This window comes from Mycobacterium sp. IDUB_9 (assembly GCF_055419505.1).
The window spans coordinates 92,303-109,923 of the sequence record NZ_JBVAXU010000007.1 but is presented as its reverse complement, the minus strand read 5'-3'; the positions used below and the strand labels follow the sequence as shown (position 1 = coordinate 109,923).

Annotated in this window: 16 protein-coding genes; 11 read left to right on the top strand and 5 right to left on the bottom strand. The window is 64.7% G+C overall.

Annotated elements, in window-relative coordinates:
* Nucleotides 1-35 precede the first annotated feature (35 nt).
* A complete protein-coding gene (locus ACZY08_RS25145; protein ID WP_463747329.1) occupies nt 36-737 on the bottom strand; it encodes an SDR family NAD(P)-dependent oxidoreductase in 702 nt (233 codons plus the stop codon).
* Nucleotides 738-999: 262 nt separating this feature from the next.
* On the opposite strand from ACZY08_RS25145, the gene ACZY08_RS25140 reads away from it, so the two are divergent.
* The 10 genes from ACZY08_RS25140 to ACZY08_RS25095 all read left to right on the top strand — a co-directional run bounded on the left by ACZY08_RS25140 (nt 1,000) and on the right by ACZY08_RS25095 (nt 13,912).
* A complete protein-coding gene (locus ACZY08_RS25140; RefSeq protein WP_463747328.1) occupies nt 1,000-2,478 on the top strand; it encodes an aldehyde dehydrogenase family protein in 1,479 nt (492 codons plus the stop codon).
* Complete coding sequence (locus ACZY08_RS25135; RefSeq protein WP_463747327.1) at nt 2,475-3,683, top strand: CaiB/BaiF CoA transferase family protein; 1,209 nt, start codon at nt 2,475-2,477, stop codon at nt 3,681-3,683. Before ACZY08_RS25140 ends, ACZY08_RS25135 begins: the two co-directional genes overlap by 4 nt.
* Nucleotides 3,684-4,253: 570 nt before the next feature.
* Nucleotides 4,254-5,051 carry an MlaE family ABC transporter permease gene (locus ACZY08_RS25130; RefSeq protein WP_454791140.1) on the top strand — a complete coding sequence of 266 codons (798 nt, stop codon included), beginning with the start codon at nt 4,254-4,256 and terminating at the stop codon, nt 5,049-5,051.
* Nucleotides 5,052-5,064: 13 nt separating this feature from the next.
* The gene (locus ACZY08_RS25125) at nt 5,065-5,922 is read left to right on the top strand and encodes an MlaE family ABC transporter permease (protein WP_463747326.1); all 858 of its coding nucleotides are present in this window, start codon (nt 5,065-5,067) and stop codon (nt 5,920-5,922) included.
* A 9-nt stretch (nt 5,923-5,931) separates the two neighbouring features.
* Nucleotides 5,932-7,209: an MCE family protein gene (locus tag ACZY08_RS25120; RefSeq protein WP_463747325.1), complete on the top strand. Its 1,278-nt coding sequence runs from the start codon at nt 5,932-5,934 to the stop codon at nt 7,207-7,209.
* Entirely contained in the window at nt 7,206-8,231 is a 1,026-nt protein-coding gene (locus tag ACZY08_RS25115) for an MCE family protein (RefSeq protein WP_463747324.1), read from the top strand. Before ACZY08_RS25120 ends, ACZY08_RS25115 begins: the two co-directional genes overlap by 4 nt.
* Nucleotides 8,231-9,313 (top strand): MCE family protein, encoded by a 1,083-nt coding sequence (locus ACZY08_RS25110; RefSeq protein WP_463747323.1) that lies wholly within the window; start codon nt 8,231-8,233, stop codon nt 9,311-9,313. Before ACZY08_RS25115 ends, ACZY08_RS25110 begins: the two co-directional genes overlap by 1 nt.
* Nucleotides 9,313-10,788 (top strand): MCE family protein, encoded by a 1,476-nt coding sequence (locus tag ACZY08_RS25105; RefSeq protein WP_463747322.1) that lies wholly within the window; start codon nt 9,313-9,315, stop codon nt 10,786-10,788. The genes ACZY08_RS25110 and ACZY08_RS25105 overlap by 1 nt, the downstream gene beginning before the upstream one ends.
* Nucleotides 10,785-12,170 (top strand): MCE family protein, encoded by a 1,386-nt coding sequence (locus ACZY08_RS25100; protein WP_463747321.1) that lies wholly within the window; start codon nt 10,785-10,787, stop codon nt 12,168-12,170. The genes ACZY08_RS25105 and ACZY08_RS25100 overlap by 4 nt, the downstream gene beginning before the upstream one ends.
* Complete coding sequence (locus ACZY08_RS25095; RefSeq protein WP_463747320.1) at nt 12,170-13,912, top strand: MCE family protein; 1,743 nt, start codon at nt 12,170-12,172, stop codon at nt 13,910-13,912. Before ACZY08_RS25100 ends, ACZY08_RS25095 begins: the two co-directional genes overlap by 1 nt.
* Nucleotides 13,913-14,007: 95 nt before the next feature.
* Here ACZY08_RS25095 and ACZY08_RS25090 read toward each other — a convergent pair whose 3' ends face one another.
* Nucleotides 14,008-14,517, bottom strand: coding sequence for an Rv2253/PknI dimerization domain-containing protein (locus ACZY08_RS25090; RefSeq protein WP_463747319.1), 510 nt, complete (start codon nt 14,515-14,517; stop codon nt 14,008-14,010).
* Between the two features lie 230 nt (nt 14,518-14,747).
* On the opposite strand from ACZY08_RS25090, the gene ACZY08_RS25085 reads away from it, so the two are divergent.
* Nucleotides 14,748-15,104: a hypothetical protein gene (locus ACZY08_RS25085; RefSeq protein ID WP_208301462.1), complete on the top strand. Its 357-nt coding sequence runs from the start codon at nt 14,748-14,750 to the stop codon at nt 15,102-15,104.
* A 74-nt stretch (nt 15,105-15,178) separates the two neighbouring features.
* Here the strand turns inward: ACZY08_RS25085 and ACZY08_RS25080 are convergent, their stop codons facing one another.
* The 3 genes from ACZY08_RS25080 to ACZY08_RS25070 form a co-directional block, all read right to left on the bottom strand.
* Entirely contained in the window at nt 15,179-15,613 is a 435-nt protein-coding gene (locus ACZY08_RS25080) for a hypothetical protein (RefSeq protein ID WP_463747502.1), read from the bottom strand.
* A gap of 15 nt (nt 15,614-15,628) precedes the next feature.
* Entirely contained in the window at nt 15,629-16,102 is a 474-nt protein-coding gene (locus ACZY08_RS25075) for a hypothetical protein (protein WP_463747318.1), read from the bottom strand.
* A 167-nt stretch (nt 16,103-16,269) separates the two neighbouring features.
* Entirely contained in the window at nt 16,270-17,553 is a 1,284-nt protein-coding gene (locus tag ACZY08_RS25070) for a cytochrome P450 (RefSeq protein WP_463747317.1), read from the bottom strand.
* Nucleotides 17,554-17,621 lie beyond the last annotated feature (68 nt).

Below are 17,621 nucleotides of genomic sequence, written 5' to 3'. Positions count from 1 at the left end.
TCGCTGCTGATGATGTTTCGGGTGCGTCGCGCCCGTCAGGTGTTACGGCCGCCGTTGACGCCGAGGATCTGGCCGGTGATGTAGCTCGCCTCGTCGGAGACGAAGAAGGCGCAGGCCGCGGCGATGTCTTCCGGCTTGCCCATCCGCCGTACCGGGGTCTGTTCGATCTGCCTGTCGGTGTCCCCGAGGAACCCCTTGCCTTCGGCCTTGCGCAGCATGGGGGTGTCGATGAAGCCCGGCGGCACGGCGTTGACTGTGATGCCGCTGGGGCCGAGTTCCAGCGCGAGGCTCTTGGTCAGACCGTTCACCGCGGACTTCGCCGCGACATAGGGCGCCATGAAGGGCTGACCCGAATGTGTGCTCGATGACGAGATGTTGACGATCCGGCCCCAGCCGGCCTCGAGCATGTCGGGCAATACCGCCTGTACACAGTGGAATACGCCGTTGAGGTTGACGTCGATGATCTGCTGCCACTTCTCGAACGAGACGTCGCTGAAACGCTTGAAGCAGTCCAGCCCGGCGGCGTTGACCAAGACCGAGATCGGGCCGAGTTGGGCGCGAACGGCGTTGAGTGCGGAGTCGACGGCGGCGCGGTCGGTCACGTCGGCGACGTGGGCGAACTCATCGTCGGATTGCTGCAGGTCGAGTGTCGCGACATGGAGGCCGTCGGCGCGCAAGCGGGCCGCGACGGCCGCCCCGATGCCTGAACCTCCTCCGGTGACAACGGCATTCTTCATGGCAGATCTCCGGTCGCCGGGCGAGGCCGGACTTTCTCAGGGGTCAAGAATCATCCTTCCGATTATGAGAACCGTACTCTCGGACTGGCCCGCACCGCAAGATCCGGGCCCAACCTCGGTGCCGCCTGCACGGATGGTGGATTCGCAGCGAATAGGGCATGACTAGCTGATCTAGCTTTCACTTGAGTTCTCATCGAGCGAATGTATGATTCGCCGGTGATGAGAATGCAGTTTCCATCACAGTGGGAAACGCCTGAGGAGGATGATGCAGCAGGAAGCGCCGACCATCGCGCAAGAACAGCGTGCTGACCGGAAGTTGTTGATCGGCGGAGAGCTGCGCGAGACGCCGCGGACGTTTCCTTCCGTCAATCCAGCTACCGGTGAGGTATTCGGCCATGCGCCGGACGCAACCGTCGCCGATGCCGAGGCCGCGGTCGCTGCGGCCAGGCACGCGTTCGACAACACCGACTGGTCCACGAACACGGAATTGCGGATCCACTGCCTGGAGCAGCTGCACCAGACACTGGTCGAACATCGCGACGAATTGGCCGCCCTGACCACCACCGAGGTCGGGGCCACGGCTGCGCTGTGCGCCGGCGCGCAGCTCGACGGGCCGATCGACATCGTCCGTTACTACGCGGAGCTGCTCAAGACCTACCCGCTGACCGAGGACCTCGGAAACATCGAGAGCCGCGGCATGCAGCATCACCGGTGGGTTGAGAAGGAAGCGGGCGGCGTGGTGGCCGCGATCATCGCCTACAACTATCCGAACCAGCTGGCCCTGGCCAAGCTGGCGCCGGCCCTGGCTGCCGGCTGCACCGTGGTGCTCAAGTCGGCTCCGGATACCCCGCTCATCACGCTGGCCCTCGGCGAGCTGATTGCCAACCACACCGACATCCCGGCCGGCGTCGTCAACGTGCTCTCGGGTGCGGACCCAGAGGTCGGCGCGGTGCTCACCACGAGTCCCGACGTCGACATGGTCACCTTCACCGGCTCCACGCCCACCGGCCGGCGCATCATGGCCGCGGCGAGTGAGACCTTGAAGAAGGTGTTCCTGGAGCTCGGCGGCAAGTCGGCCGCGATCGTGCTCGACGATGCCGACTTCAATACCGCCGCACTGTTCTCGGCCTTCAGCATGGTCACCCACGCCGGTCAGGGCTGCGCGCTGACTTCGCGGCTGCTCGTGCCCGCCAAGCACAAGGACGAGATCGTCGAACTGATCAAGAACAACTTCGGCCTGGTCCGCTACGGCGATCCGACCGATCCCAAGACCTACATGGGGCCGCTGATCAGCGAGAAGCAGCGGGACAAAGTCGACGGCATGGTCCAGCGGGCCGTCGAGGCCGGCGCGACGCTGGTCACCGGTGGACAGAAGGTCGATCCGGGCTACTTCTATACCCCGACACTCCTGGCTGATGTCGATCCGGACAGTGAGATCGCCCAGGAAGAGGTCTTCGGACCGGTGCTGGCGGTGATCGCCTACGAGGACGACGACGACGCCGTGCGGATCGCCAACAACTCGATCTACGGGCTGTCCGGCGCGGTGTTCGGCAGCGAGGATCGTGCGCTGGGCGTGGCCCGGCGGATCCGGACCGGCACGTTCTCCATCAACGGCGGCAACTACTTCAGCCCCGACAGTCCGTTCGGCGGGTACAAGCAGTCCGGCATCGGCCGCGAGATGGGCACCGCCGGACTCGAGGAGTTCATGGAAGCCAAGACGTTCGCGCGGGTGCTGTCGTGACCGGCCCGTTGCAAGGAGTTCGCATCCTCGAGGTCGCGATGTACGGCTTCGTCCCGTCGGCGGGTGCAGTGCTGGGGGAGTGGGGTGCCGACGTCATCAAGGTCGAGCACGCCGTCACCGGCGACCCGCAACGCGGCCTGCGTCAGACCGGGCCGTTGCGCGTGGAGGGCGACCCGAATCCGAACATCGAGCATGCGAACCGCGGCAAGCGCAGCATCGGGCTGGACATGTCGGTGCCGGAGGGTCGCGAGATCCTGCTGGAACTGGCCAAAAAGGCCGATGTCTTCCTGACCAGTTTCCTGCCGGGGCACCGGCAGAAGTTCGGGATCGACGTCGAGGACATTCGCGCGGTGAACCCGAAGATCATCTATGCCCGCGGCAGCGCGCTGGGGCCCCGCGGTGACGAGTCGGTCAAGGGCGGCTACGACATGACCGCCTTCTGGTGCCGGGCCGGCACGGCCGCGACGATCACTCCCGCCGGGATGGCGGGAATGATCGCACCACCGGGGCCCGCCTACGGTGACACCATCTCGGGCACCAACCTGGCCGGCGGTATTGCCGCGGCATTGTTCAAGCGGGAGCGCACCGGCGAGCCGTCGGTGGTGGACGTCTCGCTACTGGGGAGCGGCCTGTGGTCGATGGGCCACACCGTGGCGTTGACCCAGCACCTGAATGAATTGATGGTGACACCGCCACCCGGTGTACACGGGTCGCCGATCAATCCGCTGGTCGGGTTGTACGCGACCGCGGACGATCGCTACATCTCCTTCGTGATGATGCAGCCGACCAAGTTCTGGGCCGACGTCTGCCGGCACATGGACCTGGAGAGCTACATCGACGATCCGAGGTTCGCCACGGCCGAATCGTTCGCAGAGAACACGCCCGACGCGGTCGAGATCCTCACCGAAGCGATGAAGAAGCGAACTTTGCCAGAGTGGAGCGAGCGATTCGCCACGCTGGCCGGTCCGTGGGCTCCCGTGCAGGACACCCTCCAGGCCGGCAAGGATGCCCAGGTCCGGGCCAACGAGTACCTCGTGCAGGCGGGCGAGCTCGAATTGGTGGCCAATCCGGTGCAGTTCGACGTCACCGCGCCGAGCACCGGGCCCGCGCCGGGCTTCGCCGAACAAACCGACGACATCCTGGGCGAACTCGGACTGGACTGGGATCGCATCATCGAACTCAAGACCGTCGGCGCCGTCACCTAAGCCGCCTCTGTGATGCCCTTCAACGATTCCACCGGAACCCGCCTGTCGTGGGCTGCTGCCAACGCAGCTCACGGCACAAGGGGCCATGCGGTGCAACCGTACGGGCTGGGCCGCGCCAATTGTCAACTACCCGAGCAAGTTCTACGTTATTTGCCTCCGCGACAGATCCCGGGTCCGATAGCATCAGGCACCCGGGGGGAAGTCATACGGACAAGTCTGTCCGGCTTCGCCGCTGGATCCGGTGGAGCGCAGAACATCAGCGGGAAACAGGAGGTGCGTCAGATGCTCGAACGCACCTCGTATTTGCCGGCTGTTGTCGAGTCGCCGGGCCCACACGCGGTCATGGATGTCAAAGATATTGGGGCTGAGTTGAATTCGGATTACAGCCGGATCGGTAAACACCCAACCAGCCGGTTGGCATGTGCTGATTCCGGGGTTGCGGCATGACCCCGGTGGGGCCGCAGGCCGCACCATGCGCACTAGATCTGTTCGAGCACCGGCGCGCTGAACCACTTAACATCGGCGCACCAACGGCGGTGTCGGCAGCCACTTGCCGGGACAGGAGTTCTGATGGCAGATAAATGGTCGACCGGAGTACCTCTGGTACGTAGCCTGTCCGGCCCCATGCAGGCCGTCGGGGCGCTGTTCTCGATGGCGTTGGATGCGGTGCGGTTCGTGTTCGTGCGGCCGTTTCAGTGGCGGGAGTTCCTCGAGCAGTGCTGGTTTGTGGCCCGGGTGTCGATGGCGCCGACGCTCTTGGTGGCGATCCCGTTCACCGTGCTGGTGAGCTTCACCCTCAACATCCTGCTCCGCGAACTCGGTGCGGCCGATCTGTCCGGCGCCGGCGCTGCCTTCGGTGCGGTGACCCAGCTGGGGCCGATGGTGACGGTGCTGATCGTCGCCGGTGCCGGTGCGACGGCGATGTGCGCGGATCTGGGTTCCCGCACGATCCGCGAGGAGATCGACGCCATGGAGGTGCTGGGCATCAACCCGATCCAGCGCCTGGTGACCCCCAGAATGCTGGCCTCGGGGCTCGTGGCATTGCTGCTCAACAGCCTGGTGGTGATCATCGGCATTCTGGGTGGCTACGTGTTCTCGGTATTCATCCAAGATGTGAACCCGGGTGCGTTCGCGGCCGGCATCACGCTGCTGACCGGTGTGCCCGAGGTGATCATCTCGTGCGTCAAGGCTGCGCTGTTCGGACTGATCGCCGGGCTGGTGGCCTGTTACCGCGGGTTGACCATCAGCGGTGGCGGCGCCAAGGCGGTGGGCAACGCGGTGAACGAGACCGTGGTGTACGCCTTCATGGCGCTGTTCGTCATCAACGTGGTCGTCACGGCCATCGGTATCCGCATGACGGCGCACTGAGGCAGGGGAAGCAATGGGAACCATGACGATCCTGCGGTCGACCTATCCGCGGGTGACCCGGCAGTTCAACAAGCCGGTGTCGACGTTGAGCCGCATCGGCGATCACACGCTGTTTTACCTCAAGGCGCTGGCAGGCACTCCGCACGCCGCCATGCACTACCGCAAGGAACTCGTCCGGCTGATCGCCGAGATCTCCATGGGCGCAGGCACATTGGCCATGATCGGCGGCACGGTGGTGATCGTGGGGTTCTTGACCCTGGCTACCGGCGGTGTGCTCGCCATCCAGGGCTATTCCTCGCTGGGCAACATCGGCATCGAAGCGCTGACCGGATTCCTGGCCGCCTTCATCAACGTCCGGATCGCTGCGCCCGTGGTGGCCGGTATCGGGCTGGCCGCGACCTTCGGGGCGGGCGTGACGGCCCAACTCGGGGCGATGCGCATCAACGAGGAGATCGACGCGCTGGAAGCGATGGCGATCCGGCCCGTCGAATACCTGGTGTCCACCCGCATCGTGGCCGGGATGATCGCCATCACCCCGCTGTACGCGATCGCGGTGATCCTGTCGTTCCTGGCCTCCCAGTTCACCACCGTGGTGTTGCTCGGGCAGTCGGGCGGCCTTTACGACCACTACTTCACGACGTTCCTCAACCCGATCGACCTCCTCTGGTCGTTCCTGCAGGCCATCCTGATGGCCATCACCATCCTGTTGATCCACACCTACTTCGGCTACTTCGCCTCCGGCGGGCCATCCGGAGTCGGGGTGGCGGTAGGCAACGCCGTACGTACCTCGCTGATCGTCGTGGTCTCGGTGACCCTGCTGGTGTCACTGTCCGTCTACGGCTCCAACGGCAACTTCAACCTGTCGGGTTAGGGAGAAGAATTGACTCGAAATGTGGGACCGGGTCCAGCCCACCGGTCCGAAACCACAAGTACCGCGGCGCCGGTGGCAGCACGTCCCGGACGCAGCTTCGGTGCGCGCAGTTCCGCGCGGCCACTGGCCGGTCTGGCGACCGTGGTCGCTATAGGCCTGATCTTCGGCCTGGCGGTCGCACTGTTCCGCGGCAGCTTCACCAAGACCGAGCCGATCACCCTGATCTCTGATCGCGCGGGCCTGGTGATGAACCCCGACGCCAAGGTGAAGATGCGCGGTGTGCAGGTCGGCACCGTCAGCTCGATCGAGCAGCGTGCCGACGGCAAGGCCGTGCTGCACCTGGCGATGAACCCGTCCCAGCTGCGCCTGATCCCCGGCAACGTTCAGGCAGACATCGCCTCGACGACCGTGTTCGGCGCCAAGTACGTCCAGCTCGTCGCGCCGGAAAATCCGTCATCGGACAAGCTCCGCCCCGGCCAGACCCTGCAGGGCGACCATGTCACCGTCGAGATGAACACGGTTTTCCAGCAATTGACCAATGTCCTGAACAAGATCGACCCGGCCAAGCTGAACGAGACCCTCGGCGCGTTGTCGTCGGCGTTCTCCGGGCGCGGCGAGGCGATGGGGCAGTCGCTGTCCGACTTCGACGCGGTGCTGAAGAAGATCGAGCCGAGCCTGCCCAACCTGACCGGTGACATCGAGAGTATGGCCGCGGTGTCGCGGGCCTACGGTGACGCCGCACCCGACCTGCTCAAGACCGTCGACAACACCAACCGGATCAGCGACAGCCTCGTGGCCGAGCAACAGAACCTCGACAACTTCCTCGTCAGCTCCATCGGCCTGGCCGACGCCGGCAACGACGTCATCGGCGGTAACCGTGAGGCCCTGAGCAAAACGCTGAACGTGTTGGTACCCACCACCGATCTGCTCAATGAGTACGCTCCCGGACTGGAGTGCGGCCTCAAGGGCATGAATTATCTGCTGAAGGAGCCGCCGCAGCCGGACCCCGGCGTCGTGGTGAACGTCGCATTTACACTCGGGATCGAGCGGTACCGCTACCCGCAGAACCTGCCGAAGGTGGCTGCCAAGGGCGGGCCGCAATGCATGGGCCTGCCGTACCTCGGATTCGGCAACAAGGCCAAGTACCTCGTCACCGATACCAACGCCAACCCGTGGAAGTACGGCAACCAGGGCATCCTGTTCAACTCCGACGGACTCAAGCAGATCCTGTTCGGCCCGCTGGACGGTCCGCCACGTAACACCATGCAGATCGGACAGCCGGGATGAAGCGCGGCAGAAGCACATTCATCAAGTTCGCGTCGTTCGCCGTCGTGATGGTCGTCCTCACGGCCTTCCTGTTCATGACGTTCTCGGAATACCGCGGCGGCTCCTACTCGGGTTACTCGGCCGTGTTCGGTGATGCCTCACGTCTTGAGTCCGGGGACTCGGTGCGCATTGCCGGGGTCCGGGTGGGGACCGTGAAAGGCGTTTCGCTGCAATCGGACAAGTCTGTTCGGGTTGACTTCGACACCGACCGCGATATCGCGCTCACCGCCAGCACCAAGGTTGCGGTCCGCTACCTGAACCTGGTCGGCGACCGCTACCTGGAGTTGATCGACAGCCCCGGCTCGACCAAGTTGCTGCCCGCCGGATCACAGATCCCCAAGGACCGCACCGCCAGTGCGCTGGATCTCGATATGTTGCTGGGCGGCCTGCGTCCGGTGATCCAGGGACTCAACCCCCAGGACGTCAACGCGCTGACGTCGTCGCTCATCCAGATCTTCCAAGGACAGGGCGACACTCTCGATTCACTGATGAGCAAGACGTCGTCGTTCTCGAATACGCTGGCCAACAACGACCAGGTCATTCAGCAGCTGATCGACAACCTGAACGTGGTCGTCGGAACGCTGGCCAAGGACGGCAAGAAGTTCGACGGAACCGTCGACCGTCTCGAACAGTTGATCAGCGGCCTGTCGCAGGATCGTGACCCGCTCGGCACGGCGGTAACCCAACTCGACAACGGAACCGCTTCGCTCGCAAGCCTGCTCACTGAGGCGCGCCCACCGCTCAAGGGGACCGTCGATCAGATGAACCGGCTGGCGCCGCTGCTCGACGACCACCAGATCGTCCTGGACCGGGGCCTGCAGAAGGCCCCCGACAACTTCCGCAAGCTGGCTCGGCTGGGTTCCTACGGCAGCTGGATCATGTACTACATCTGCGGACTTTCCATCCGCGTCACCGATCTGCAGGGGCGCACTGCGCACTTCCCGATGATCAAACAACAAGGCGGGAGGTGCGCGGAGCCCTGATGCTTAAGTACCGCGAATCAAATCTGATCAAGGCGGGCTTCATCGGTGTCGTGCTGATGATGCTCATCATCGCCGTCGGGCTACAGCCCGAGCGGCTGCAGCAGTGGGCCTCCTCGGTCCGTCACCAGGCGCTGTTCAGCGAGGCCGGCGGCATCGCCGCGGGCAACGACGTCACGCTGTCAGGGATCAAGATCGGTGCGGTCACCGACGTGTCGTTGGAGAACGGCGACGCATTGGTCACCTTCACCACCGAGGGCAAGTACCCCCTGGGATCGCTGACCACCGCGCACATCCGCACCGGTTCACTGCTGGGCGAGCGCGTGCTGACGCTGGAGTCCGATGGCAGCGGCACGCTGCGCACCACCGACGTGATCCCGACGTCGCGCACGTCGTCGCCGTACTCGCTGACCGAAGCGGTCAGTGACCTGACCACCAACTCGGCGGGTACCGACACGACATCGCTGAACCAGTCTCTGGATACCCTTTCGGCCACGATCGACCAGGTCGCACCCAAGCTGGGGCCGACGTTCGACGGTCTGAGCCGGCTGTCCAAATCGATCAACGGGCGCAACGAGAGTCTGGCCAGCCTGCTCAAGAGCGCCAGCGACGTCACAGTCGTGCTGTCCCAGCGCAGCGATCAGCTGAACACGTTGATTCTCAACGCCAATGATCTGCTCGGTGTGCTGAACGACCGGCGCCAGGCGCTCGTCGATCTGCTCGCAAACACAGCTGCTGTCTCGCAGCAACTCAGTGGTCTCGTCGCCGACAACGAAGCCGTGTTGGCGCCGACACTCAAGCGACTCAACTCGGTGACCGCGATGCTGGAACGCAACCGCGACAACATCAGCAAGGCCCTCCCGAACATGAACAAGTTCCAGTTGTCCCAGGCCGAGACCCTGGCGAACGGCGCCTACTACAACGCCTACGTTCCCAACCTGCAGCCCGCTCAGTTGCTGCAGCCGTTCTTCGACTACGCGTTCGGATTCCGGCGCGGGACCAACGCCGGCCAGCCGCCGGACAATGCCGGCCCGCGGGCCGAATTGCCGCTGCCCTACAACGGAATTCCCGGAGGTTCACGCTGATGAACCGCAGTCGTCTCGGTAAGTGGCTGGCGGTGGCGCTGGTGGCGCTACTGGTGGTGGGCGGAGCAGTGCTGTTGCGCCAGAAGCTCTTCGGGCAGAAGACCATCTCCGCCATGTTCACCTCGGCCACCGGCGTCTACCCGGGTGACGATGTCCGGGTCTCCGGCGTCAAGGTCGGCACGATCGAGTCCATCAAGCCTGAGGGCACCCAGACCCGGGTGACGCTCAAGGTCGACCACGACGTGCCGGTCCCCGCGGACGCCAAAGCGGTGATCGTGGCCCAGAACCTGGTCGCCGCACGCTATGTGCAGCTCGCGCCTGCCTACCGGTCGAGTGGCCCCACGCTGCCCGACGACGCGGTGATCGGCCTGGACCGCACCGCCGTTCCGGTGGAGTGGGATGAGGTCAAGGAGCAGCTGATGCGGCTCTCCACCGACCTGGGACCACAGAGCGGTGTCGACGGGACGTCGGTGTCGCGGTTCATCAACAGCACGGCCGACGCGATGGCAGGCAACGGCGACAAACTGCGGCAGACCATTTCGCAGTTGTCCGGCGTCGCCCGCATCCTCGCCGAGGGCAGCGGCAACATCGTCGACATCATCAAGAACCTGCAGACATTCATGACCGCGCTGCGGGACAGCAACGAACAGGTGGTGTCGTTCCAGAACCGGTTGGCCACCTTGACCAGCGTCGTCGACGGCAGCCGGTCCGACCTCGACGCGGCGCTGACGAACCTTTCGGTGGCGGTCGTCGACGTGCAGCGGTTCGTCGCGGGATCTCGTGATCAGACCTCTGAGCAGGTGCAGCGGCTGGCCAACGTCACCCAGAATCTCGTCGACAACAAGATGCACATCGAGAATCTCCTGCACGTCGCGCCCAACGCATTCATGAACGGCTACAACATCTACAACCCGGACACGGGCAGCGCCGTCGGTCAGTTCGTGATGAACAACTTCTCCAACCCGGTGGAGTTCGTCTGCGGCGCGATCGGCGCTGTCGAGAACACCACCGCACCGGAGACCGCGAAACTGTGCTCGCAGTATCTCGGCCCGGCGCTGCGGCTGGTCAACTTCAACTACCTTCCGTTCCCGATCGACCCCTACCTGATGCCATCGGCCAAACCCGAGAACATCGTGTACTCCGAGCCGGGCCTGGCACCTGGCGGCAGTGGTGGGGCGCCCTCTGCGCCCGAGACGCCACCAGCGATCTCGGCGTACAACCCGGGTCCCGAGCCGCCCCCGCCGTTCACCGGCCGGGAGCCCGGGGTGCCGCCGCCAGGGGCCCAGCAGATGCTTCCCGGAGGCGACTACTACCCACCCAACATGCCGAACACGGTGTCGGACATGCTCAATCCAGCTGGGGGACAAGCGGGTCCGCCGCCGGGACCTGCGCCAGGTCCTGCGCCCGGTCCGCTGGCCGCCGAAGCCCCGGCGCCTGCGGCACCGTCACCAGCAGAAGGGACGCCACCAGCATGACCAGGGGAAAGCCGGTACGACTGGCGATCGCCGTCGGATCCTGCGTCGCGTTGACCACCAGCGGGTGCGCCTTTCAAGGTGTCAACTCGCTGCCGCTGCCAGGCGCGGTGGGCCGGGGTACGGACTCCAGCGTCTACCACGTCGAGATCGCGAATGTGGCCACGCTGGAACCGAACTCACCGGTGATGATGAACGACGTCGTCGTCGGTAGCGTGCGCAGCCTGTCCGTGAAGGACTGGCACGCCGACGTCGAGTTCTCGGTGAAGCCGGGTGTGGTGGTGCCGGCCAACGTGGTGGCCAGCATCGGGCAGACCAGCCTTCTGGGTTCGATGCATCTGGCCATCAACCCGCCGGCCGGGCAGGCGCCAGATGGGAAACTCCCAGCAGGAGCGACGATTCAGCTGAACAACTCGTCGACGTATCCGACGACCGAGCAGACGCTGTCCTCGCTGGCGGCGGTGGTGAACGGCGGCGGCCTGGGGCAGATGGGCGATGTCATCCACAACTTCAGTGCCGCGATCAACGGTCGGGAAACCGATTTCCGCGACCTGCTCACCCGACTGGATACCTTCGTCGGCGCGTTGGATGCCCAGCGCGACAACATCGTGACGTCCATCCAAGGGCTCAACCAGTTGGCATCGACCTTCGCCGGGCAACGCGATGTGATCACCCGTGCACTGGAGAAGATTCCGCCGGCCCTCGACGTGTTGATCAAGGAGCGGCCGAGATTCACCACGGCGCTGCAGAAGCTGGGGACTTTCAGCAACACCGCCAACCAGTTCGTCAACGAGTCGCAGGCTGATCTCGTCAGGAACCTGAAGAATCTGGAGCCTGCGCTCAAGGCCTTGGCCAATGTCGGGCCGGACCTCGATGCGGTGCTCTCATACGCCCCGCACTTCCCGTTTACCGACAGCTTCATGGACCGGGTCATCCGTGGCGATTACTACAACCTGTTCGCGTACTTCGACATGACGATCCCGCACCTCAAACGCAGCCTGCTGCGTGGGACCCGCTGGGAAGACGGAGACGTCCAAAACGTTCCGGTGCCGGGTGAACCCGGGTATCTGAACTACACCTACGACCCGCTCAAGACCGGAGTCGCCCCACCGCCGCCGGATGTGTTGCCAGGGGAGGAGCCGGCCGTGCCGGACGCCCCGCCCCCACCGGATCTCCCGGCGCCGACTTATTCCGGCCCGGTGCTCCCGGTGGTGCCTCCGGCACCGATGACCATGCCTGGTGGCATGCCGCAGCCGGCTGCAGCGCCGAGTCCGTCTACCTCGGTGTTCGCGGGACCCTATGCGCAGCAAGGCGGTTCGGCTCCAGCTGAACAGCCGGCACCACCGGCACCACCTACTCCAGCGGCGACAGAAGGTGGTGGGTAATGCTCACGCGCTTCATCCGGACTCAGCTGATTCTCTTCACCGTCGCCTCTGTCGTCGGTGTGGCCGTCATGCTGTTCGCCTATATGCAGCTGCCTACGCTGCTCGGTATCGGTCGCATCACGGTGAAGATGGAACTGCCGGCGACGGGGGGCCTGTACCAGTTCGGCAACGTCACCTACCGCGGGTCCCAGATCGGCAAGGTCACCTCGGTGGAATTGACCGACAAGGGTGCCGAGGCGACTCTGTCTCTGGACCGCTCTCCGAAAGTGCCTGCCGACCTGGCTGCTGAGGTCCGGAGCATGTCGGCGGTGGGTGAGCAGTACGTCGAGTTGTTGCCGCGCACCAACTCCGGGCCTTACCTGGACAACGGCTCGGTGATCGCGGTATCGAACACCAAGGTTCCGCAGGCGGTCGGTCCCATGCTCGACCAGCTCAGTGCCCTGGTGGATACCATCCCGAAGGACAAGCTGAGCCAGCTGTTGGACGAGTCCTATAACGCGTTCAACGGCACCGGCTACGACTTCGGCTCGCTGCTGGACTCGGCATCGACGATCACCAGGGATTCCAACGCGATCTCCGACCAGACCCGGGCACTGATCGACGACTCCAAGCCCTTCCTCGATGCGCAGGCCCAAACGACCGATTCGATCCGGACCTGGGCCGCCAGCATGGCCGGTATCACCGGGAAGGTTGCAGAGAAGGATCCCGAGGTTCGATCGTTGCTACGCAACGGTCCGGGTTTCGCGCAGGAGACCACCAAGCTGCTCGAGCAGATCAAGCCGACGTTGCCGGTCTTGCTGGCGAATCTGACCACATTCGGCCAGATCGCGGTTACCTATAACCCGTCGATCGAGCAGTTGCTGGTGTTGTTGCCGCCGTACGTCGCTCAGCTGCAGACCTACGCGCCGACAAACAATACGAGCGGCCTTCCAATGGCCGACTTCTCCCTCGGACTGGGTGATCCGCCGACCTGCACGGTGGGTTTCCTGCCGCCTTCGGCCTGGCGCTCCCCGGCCGACACCACCGTGATCGACACCCCGGACAACATCTACTGCAAGTTGCCGCAGGATTCCCCGATCGGCGTGCGTGGTGCACGGAACTATCCGTGCATGGGCCACCCCGGCAAGCGGGCACCGACGGTCGAATTGTGCAACGACCCAAGGGGATTCCAGCCGCTGGCACAGCGCCAGCATGCTCTCGGGCCGTACCCGCTCGACCCCAACCTGATCGCGCAGGGAGTGCCCCCGGACACCCGGGTGCTGCCGGACGAGAAGATCTTCGGGCCGCTCGGAGGCACCCCGTTGCCGCCCGGGGTGACCGCTCCGCCACCGGGTGCGGCACCTGAGCCCCAGCCGGCGCCGAGCTTCGCCGGGACGGGTCCGGGCCCCCTGCTGCCGGGGCAACCGATGTACCTGGAGCCGCCGGTGCCCGGCGTGCCGCCACCGCCGCCGGGGGATCCGGCCGCGGTTCCGGTGCCCGCGAACGACCAGCCGCGGGCCACCGAGGTTCCGTCCGTCCCGCACGGTCAAGGGGTATTGCCCGACGCGCCTGAGCTTCCCATGCCCGCACAACCCGGCGTGGCGCCGAGCGCATTCAACGGTGGGGCCGGCCATGGGCCGTCGGTGGCGATTGCGAAGTACAACCCGCGCACCGGGGAGTACATGGGCAGCGACGGCAATTTGTACAAGCAGACGGACCTGGTGTCCTCGGCCAAGTCGTGGCAGGACCTGATGCCGACATAGCCGGCCGTGCATAAAAGAACTGGCCACGGGCAACAGCCCGTGGCCAGTTCTTTTGTCTGACTCCGTTTTTCGATTCCAGCTGAAGCCGACAGCAGCTATGCGGGCCTCATATAGAACGGCATCCGGACGGAGGGCCACTGATTGCGTCCGCAGGATCCGCTGGGGCCGGTGGTCACGTCCTCGCCGGCGTATTCGGTTGCGGTCACGTCAACGTGGCCGTCGAAACCCACCGGATAGAACTTGATTATCTGCATGCCCTCAACCGGTGTGCCGTCGGCGCAGAAACGCCAATTGGGTACGACCCGCTTGACGTACCACAGTCCGTTGGTCGTGTAGACCGGGGCGGTCCAGCCCGCGTCGCTGTTCACCGTCCCGTTGCATTCGGTGGGAGAGATGCACTGGGTCGAGATTGTCCAGTTGCCGCGTGTCGAGGGCTGGTTCTCGTAGCGGTCGTTGATCTTGGCCCATTCGCCGTTGGACGACGTGGCGTAGGTGCCGTTGATACCCCACTGTTCGCCGGCGACCGCAGGGGCGGCGCCGCTCAGGCTGACGGCCGCGGCGGCGGCAACGGCCGCCGCAACAGCGCTTACCCGGGAGACTGACATGAACGCTCCTTCTGGCCGACCTGACGAGGCGGTAGCCATCTTCTCAATTCCGGAGAATATCACTATCAAGGGCTGGTTCACGATGGATTGTGGTGGCCTCCGAACCACCGCCCCACGGCGCACGAGAACTGCGGCGGGCCATTCGTAGTAATATTCTCCAAAACCGAGAGTTTGATTTCCAGCTATGCGAAAGTAGCAACGTGCGTGTGACGGTGATGGTGACCGCTTCAATGATTGTCGCCGGGATGCTGGCTGCTCCGCAGGCGAATGCGGGTCCGCAGACATGTAATGACGCGTTTTGCACACCGGGCATCAACCCGAACGCCGTGCTCGGCGCTCCGTGCGACAACACCGCCTACTACGTGTTCGGGGTGGACGCGCGCAACGGGTGGGGCCGGCTGGTGTTCTGCGGCTCGCCGCGGCGCTATGAGCCGAGGTGGTTCCGGTCGCCGCCGATGGTCGGCATCAGGGACGAGAACAGCCTGTGCATCAACGAACAGAACTCGGTGGCCCAGGCCCCGGACGGGCTGTTCTTGAGCTGCGTGCCGATGAACGGTGAGACACGCTGGCTTCGTGGCGACGCCTGAGCTCAACGCTTGAGAAATGCCTGGGGGCGACGCGATTCGCGTCGCCCCCAGGCATTTCGGTCGTGAGTTGGGATCTACCAGTTCCGGATCGAACACACCGCGCCCTTGGGGCCACTGTTCGTCTTGACCACCACGCCGTCGACGGTCAGTTTGCAGTTGAACCCAGGGGTCGGAAGGTTGGGTGACTCACCGCTCTGCACCAGGACCATCGCCCACAGGTCCGGGTCGGCGAGCATGGCATCGAAGACCCACGGCCGGTCCGGTGCGATGTCCACGTCGGCTCTCGGGCTGAACTCGTACGGATTGTGGCTGTAATCCGAGAACTGAACGGGGTCGGTGTCGCGGTAGTAGATGTGGGCCCAGTACGGGGCGTCGGAGGTCACGGTGTATTGCACGTGATGCAGCGGTGGACCGGGCGGTTCTGGATCGTCGGCGAATGCCGGTGCGGCCGTGGCGATTGTGCCGACCGTCAGCACGGTGGCCGTCGTGACGGTCAGGGCTCGGCTCATCAGGTGGCGCATCGATCACATCCTCGTCAGGGTGAACGGGTAGGTGAAGGCGCCGCCGGGAGCGCCGTCGCAACCGGCATCGAACGAGGAAACCATCTCGCCCGCGAGCGTGTTGGCATCCCACGAGTACACGTCATGGGTGGGAATCGTCGGCCCGTAGTAGATGTCTCCGCACCGCAGGCCGAAGGGATCGTCGATCGTCATCGAGAACCGACCGTCCACCAAGTGCGCTTGGACATTGCTGGAGACTGCCTTGGCCACCGGCTGGGGGATGGTCACGACGATGATGCAGTCCTTGAGCTGGATGTCGGTACCCGGGCTTCTGCACGGATTGACGGCCGCCCAGATCCAGGTGTGGAAGTCCCTGCGGTCCGGCATGTTCAGGTTGTAGTTGCCGAAATACATGGCCTGTGACGGCGGTGCCAATGCGACTGCAGTCCCCAATCCCAGCGCGGCGCTCAACGCCATGCGGATCAAACTGGACTTCACACGCACCTCCACGGATCGGCACTGGTCGGCTGACTATAGAACGAGATCAGGCTTCACCGTGCCGAAACCGGAATCTCGTCTTCGCCAGTGAGATTGTCATTCTCTCATTCGGAGAATAACAAATACGACGGAGACGAGATTCGCGGATCGGCAGTCCGGGTCCGGGGTCAGCGCACCGGCTTGAACGTGATGTTCAGCTCGGTCAGGCCGCGCAGGATGAACGTCGGCTCGTAGCTGTAGCGACGATCGTCGGCGGGACCGTGGAACTCCTCGTCGATACCGATATCGGCCATCCGATCCAGGATGCGCTCCAGCGACACCCGGCCCTCGACGCGGGCCAGCGGGCCACCCGGGCAGCTGTGGACGCCTCGGCCGAATGCGATGTGCTCACGCACGTTCTTGCGATCCAGACTGAAGGTGTGCGGGTCCTCGAACCGGACCGGGTCGCGGTTCACCGCGCCCGGGCACACCATCAGGGTGGTACCGGCGGGCACCTCGATGTCGCCGAGCTTGGTGTCCTTCTTGGCCAGCCGGAACTGGCTCTTGACCGGGGCGTCCATCCGCAGGGCTTCCTCGACGAAGGTCGGGATACGGCTACGGTCGTCGCGCAGGGCCTGCTGGATGTCCGGGCGGTCGCCGAGCACGCGCAATGAGGCCGACAGCAGTTTGGTGGTGGTCTCCTGGCCGGCTGCGAACAGGAATGTCGCGGACCGAACGACCTCGATGATGGGCGGTACGGAGCCGTCCGGGTAGTTCGCCGTCGCGAGTGCCGTCAGCACGTCGTCGCGCGGTTCTTTTCGACGGTCTTCGAGGTAACTGCTGAACTTCTCGTCCAGCCATTCCAACGGATTGCTGGCGACGAGGTCGCCATCGAGGGAGCCGACCTGAGCCCCGGGCCGGGGGGCGCCCAGCACCGTGCGGAATTCCTCGTGGTCCTCTTCGGGCACCCCCAGCATGTCGGCGATGACCAGGAGTGAGAAAGGCTTCGCGTAGGCGCTGAGGAACTCACACTTGCCGTCGGCGATGAAGTCGTCGAGGCACTGGTCGGCCAGTCGCCACATGAAGTCCTCGTTCTCCTTCAACCGCCGCGGGGTGAGCAGCCGGTTGAGCAGGGAACGGGCGTTGGTGTGGTCGGGTGGGTCCATGGTGACCATGTGCTCGAACATCGGCATCTGCGCTCGGTGCGCGGCAATCTGCTCGGTGATGTCGTCACCCTCGGGCGTGAAAGGCAGCGGCGGGAACGGGCCGGCCACCGCGATGCACGAGGAGAAGAGATCGGTGTCCTTGAGGACCGTGGTGGCTTCCTCGAACCCGGTGATGGCCATGACGCCGTAATTCGGCTCCTTCACCACCGGACACTTGCTGCGCAGGTGGTCGAAGTACGGGTGCGGGTCAGGTACCAGCGACGGGTCGGTGAAGTAGTCGACAGTGTCGTAATTGGTCTCGGTCATGGTGTGCGCTGCCTCCCGAAATCGATATGCGCTGCGGTGGTTTCGCGACGGGCTGCACCGCGCGAAGA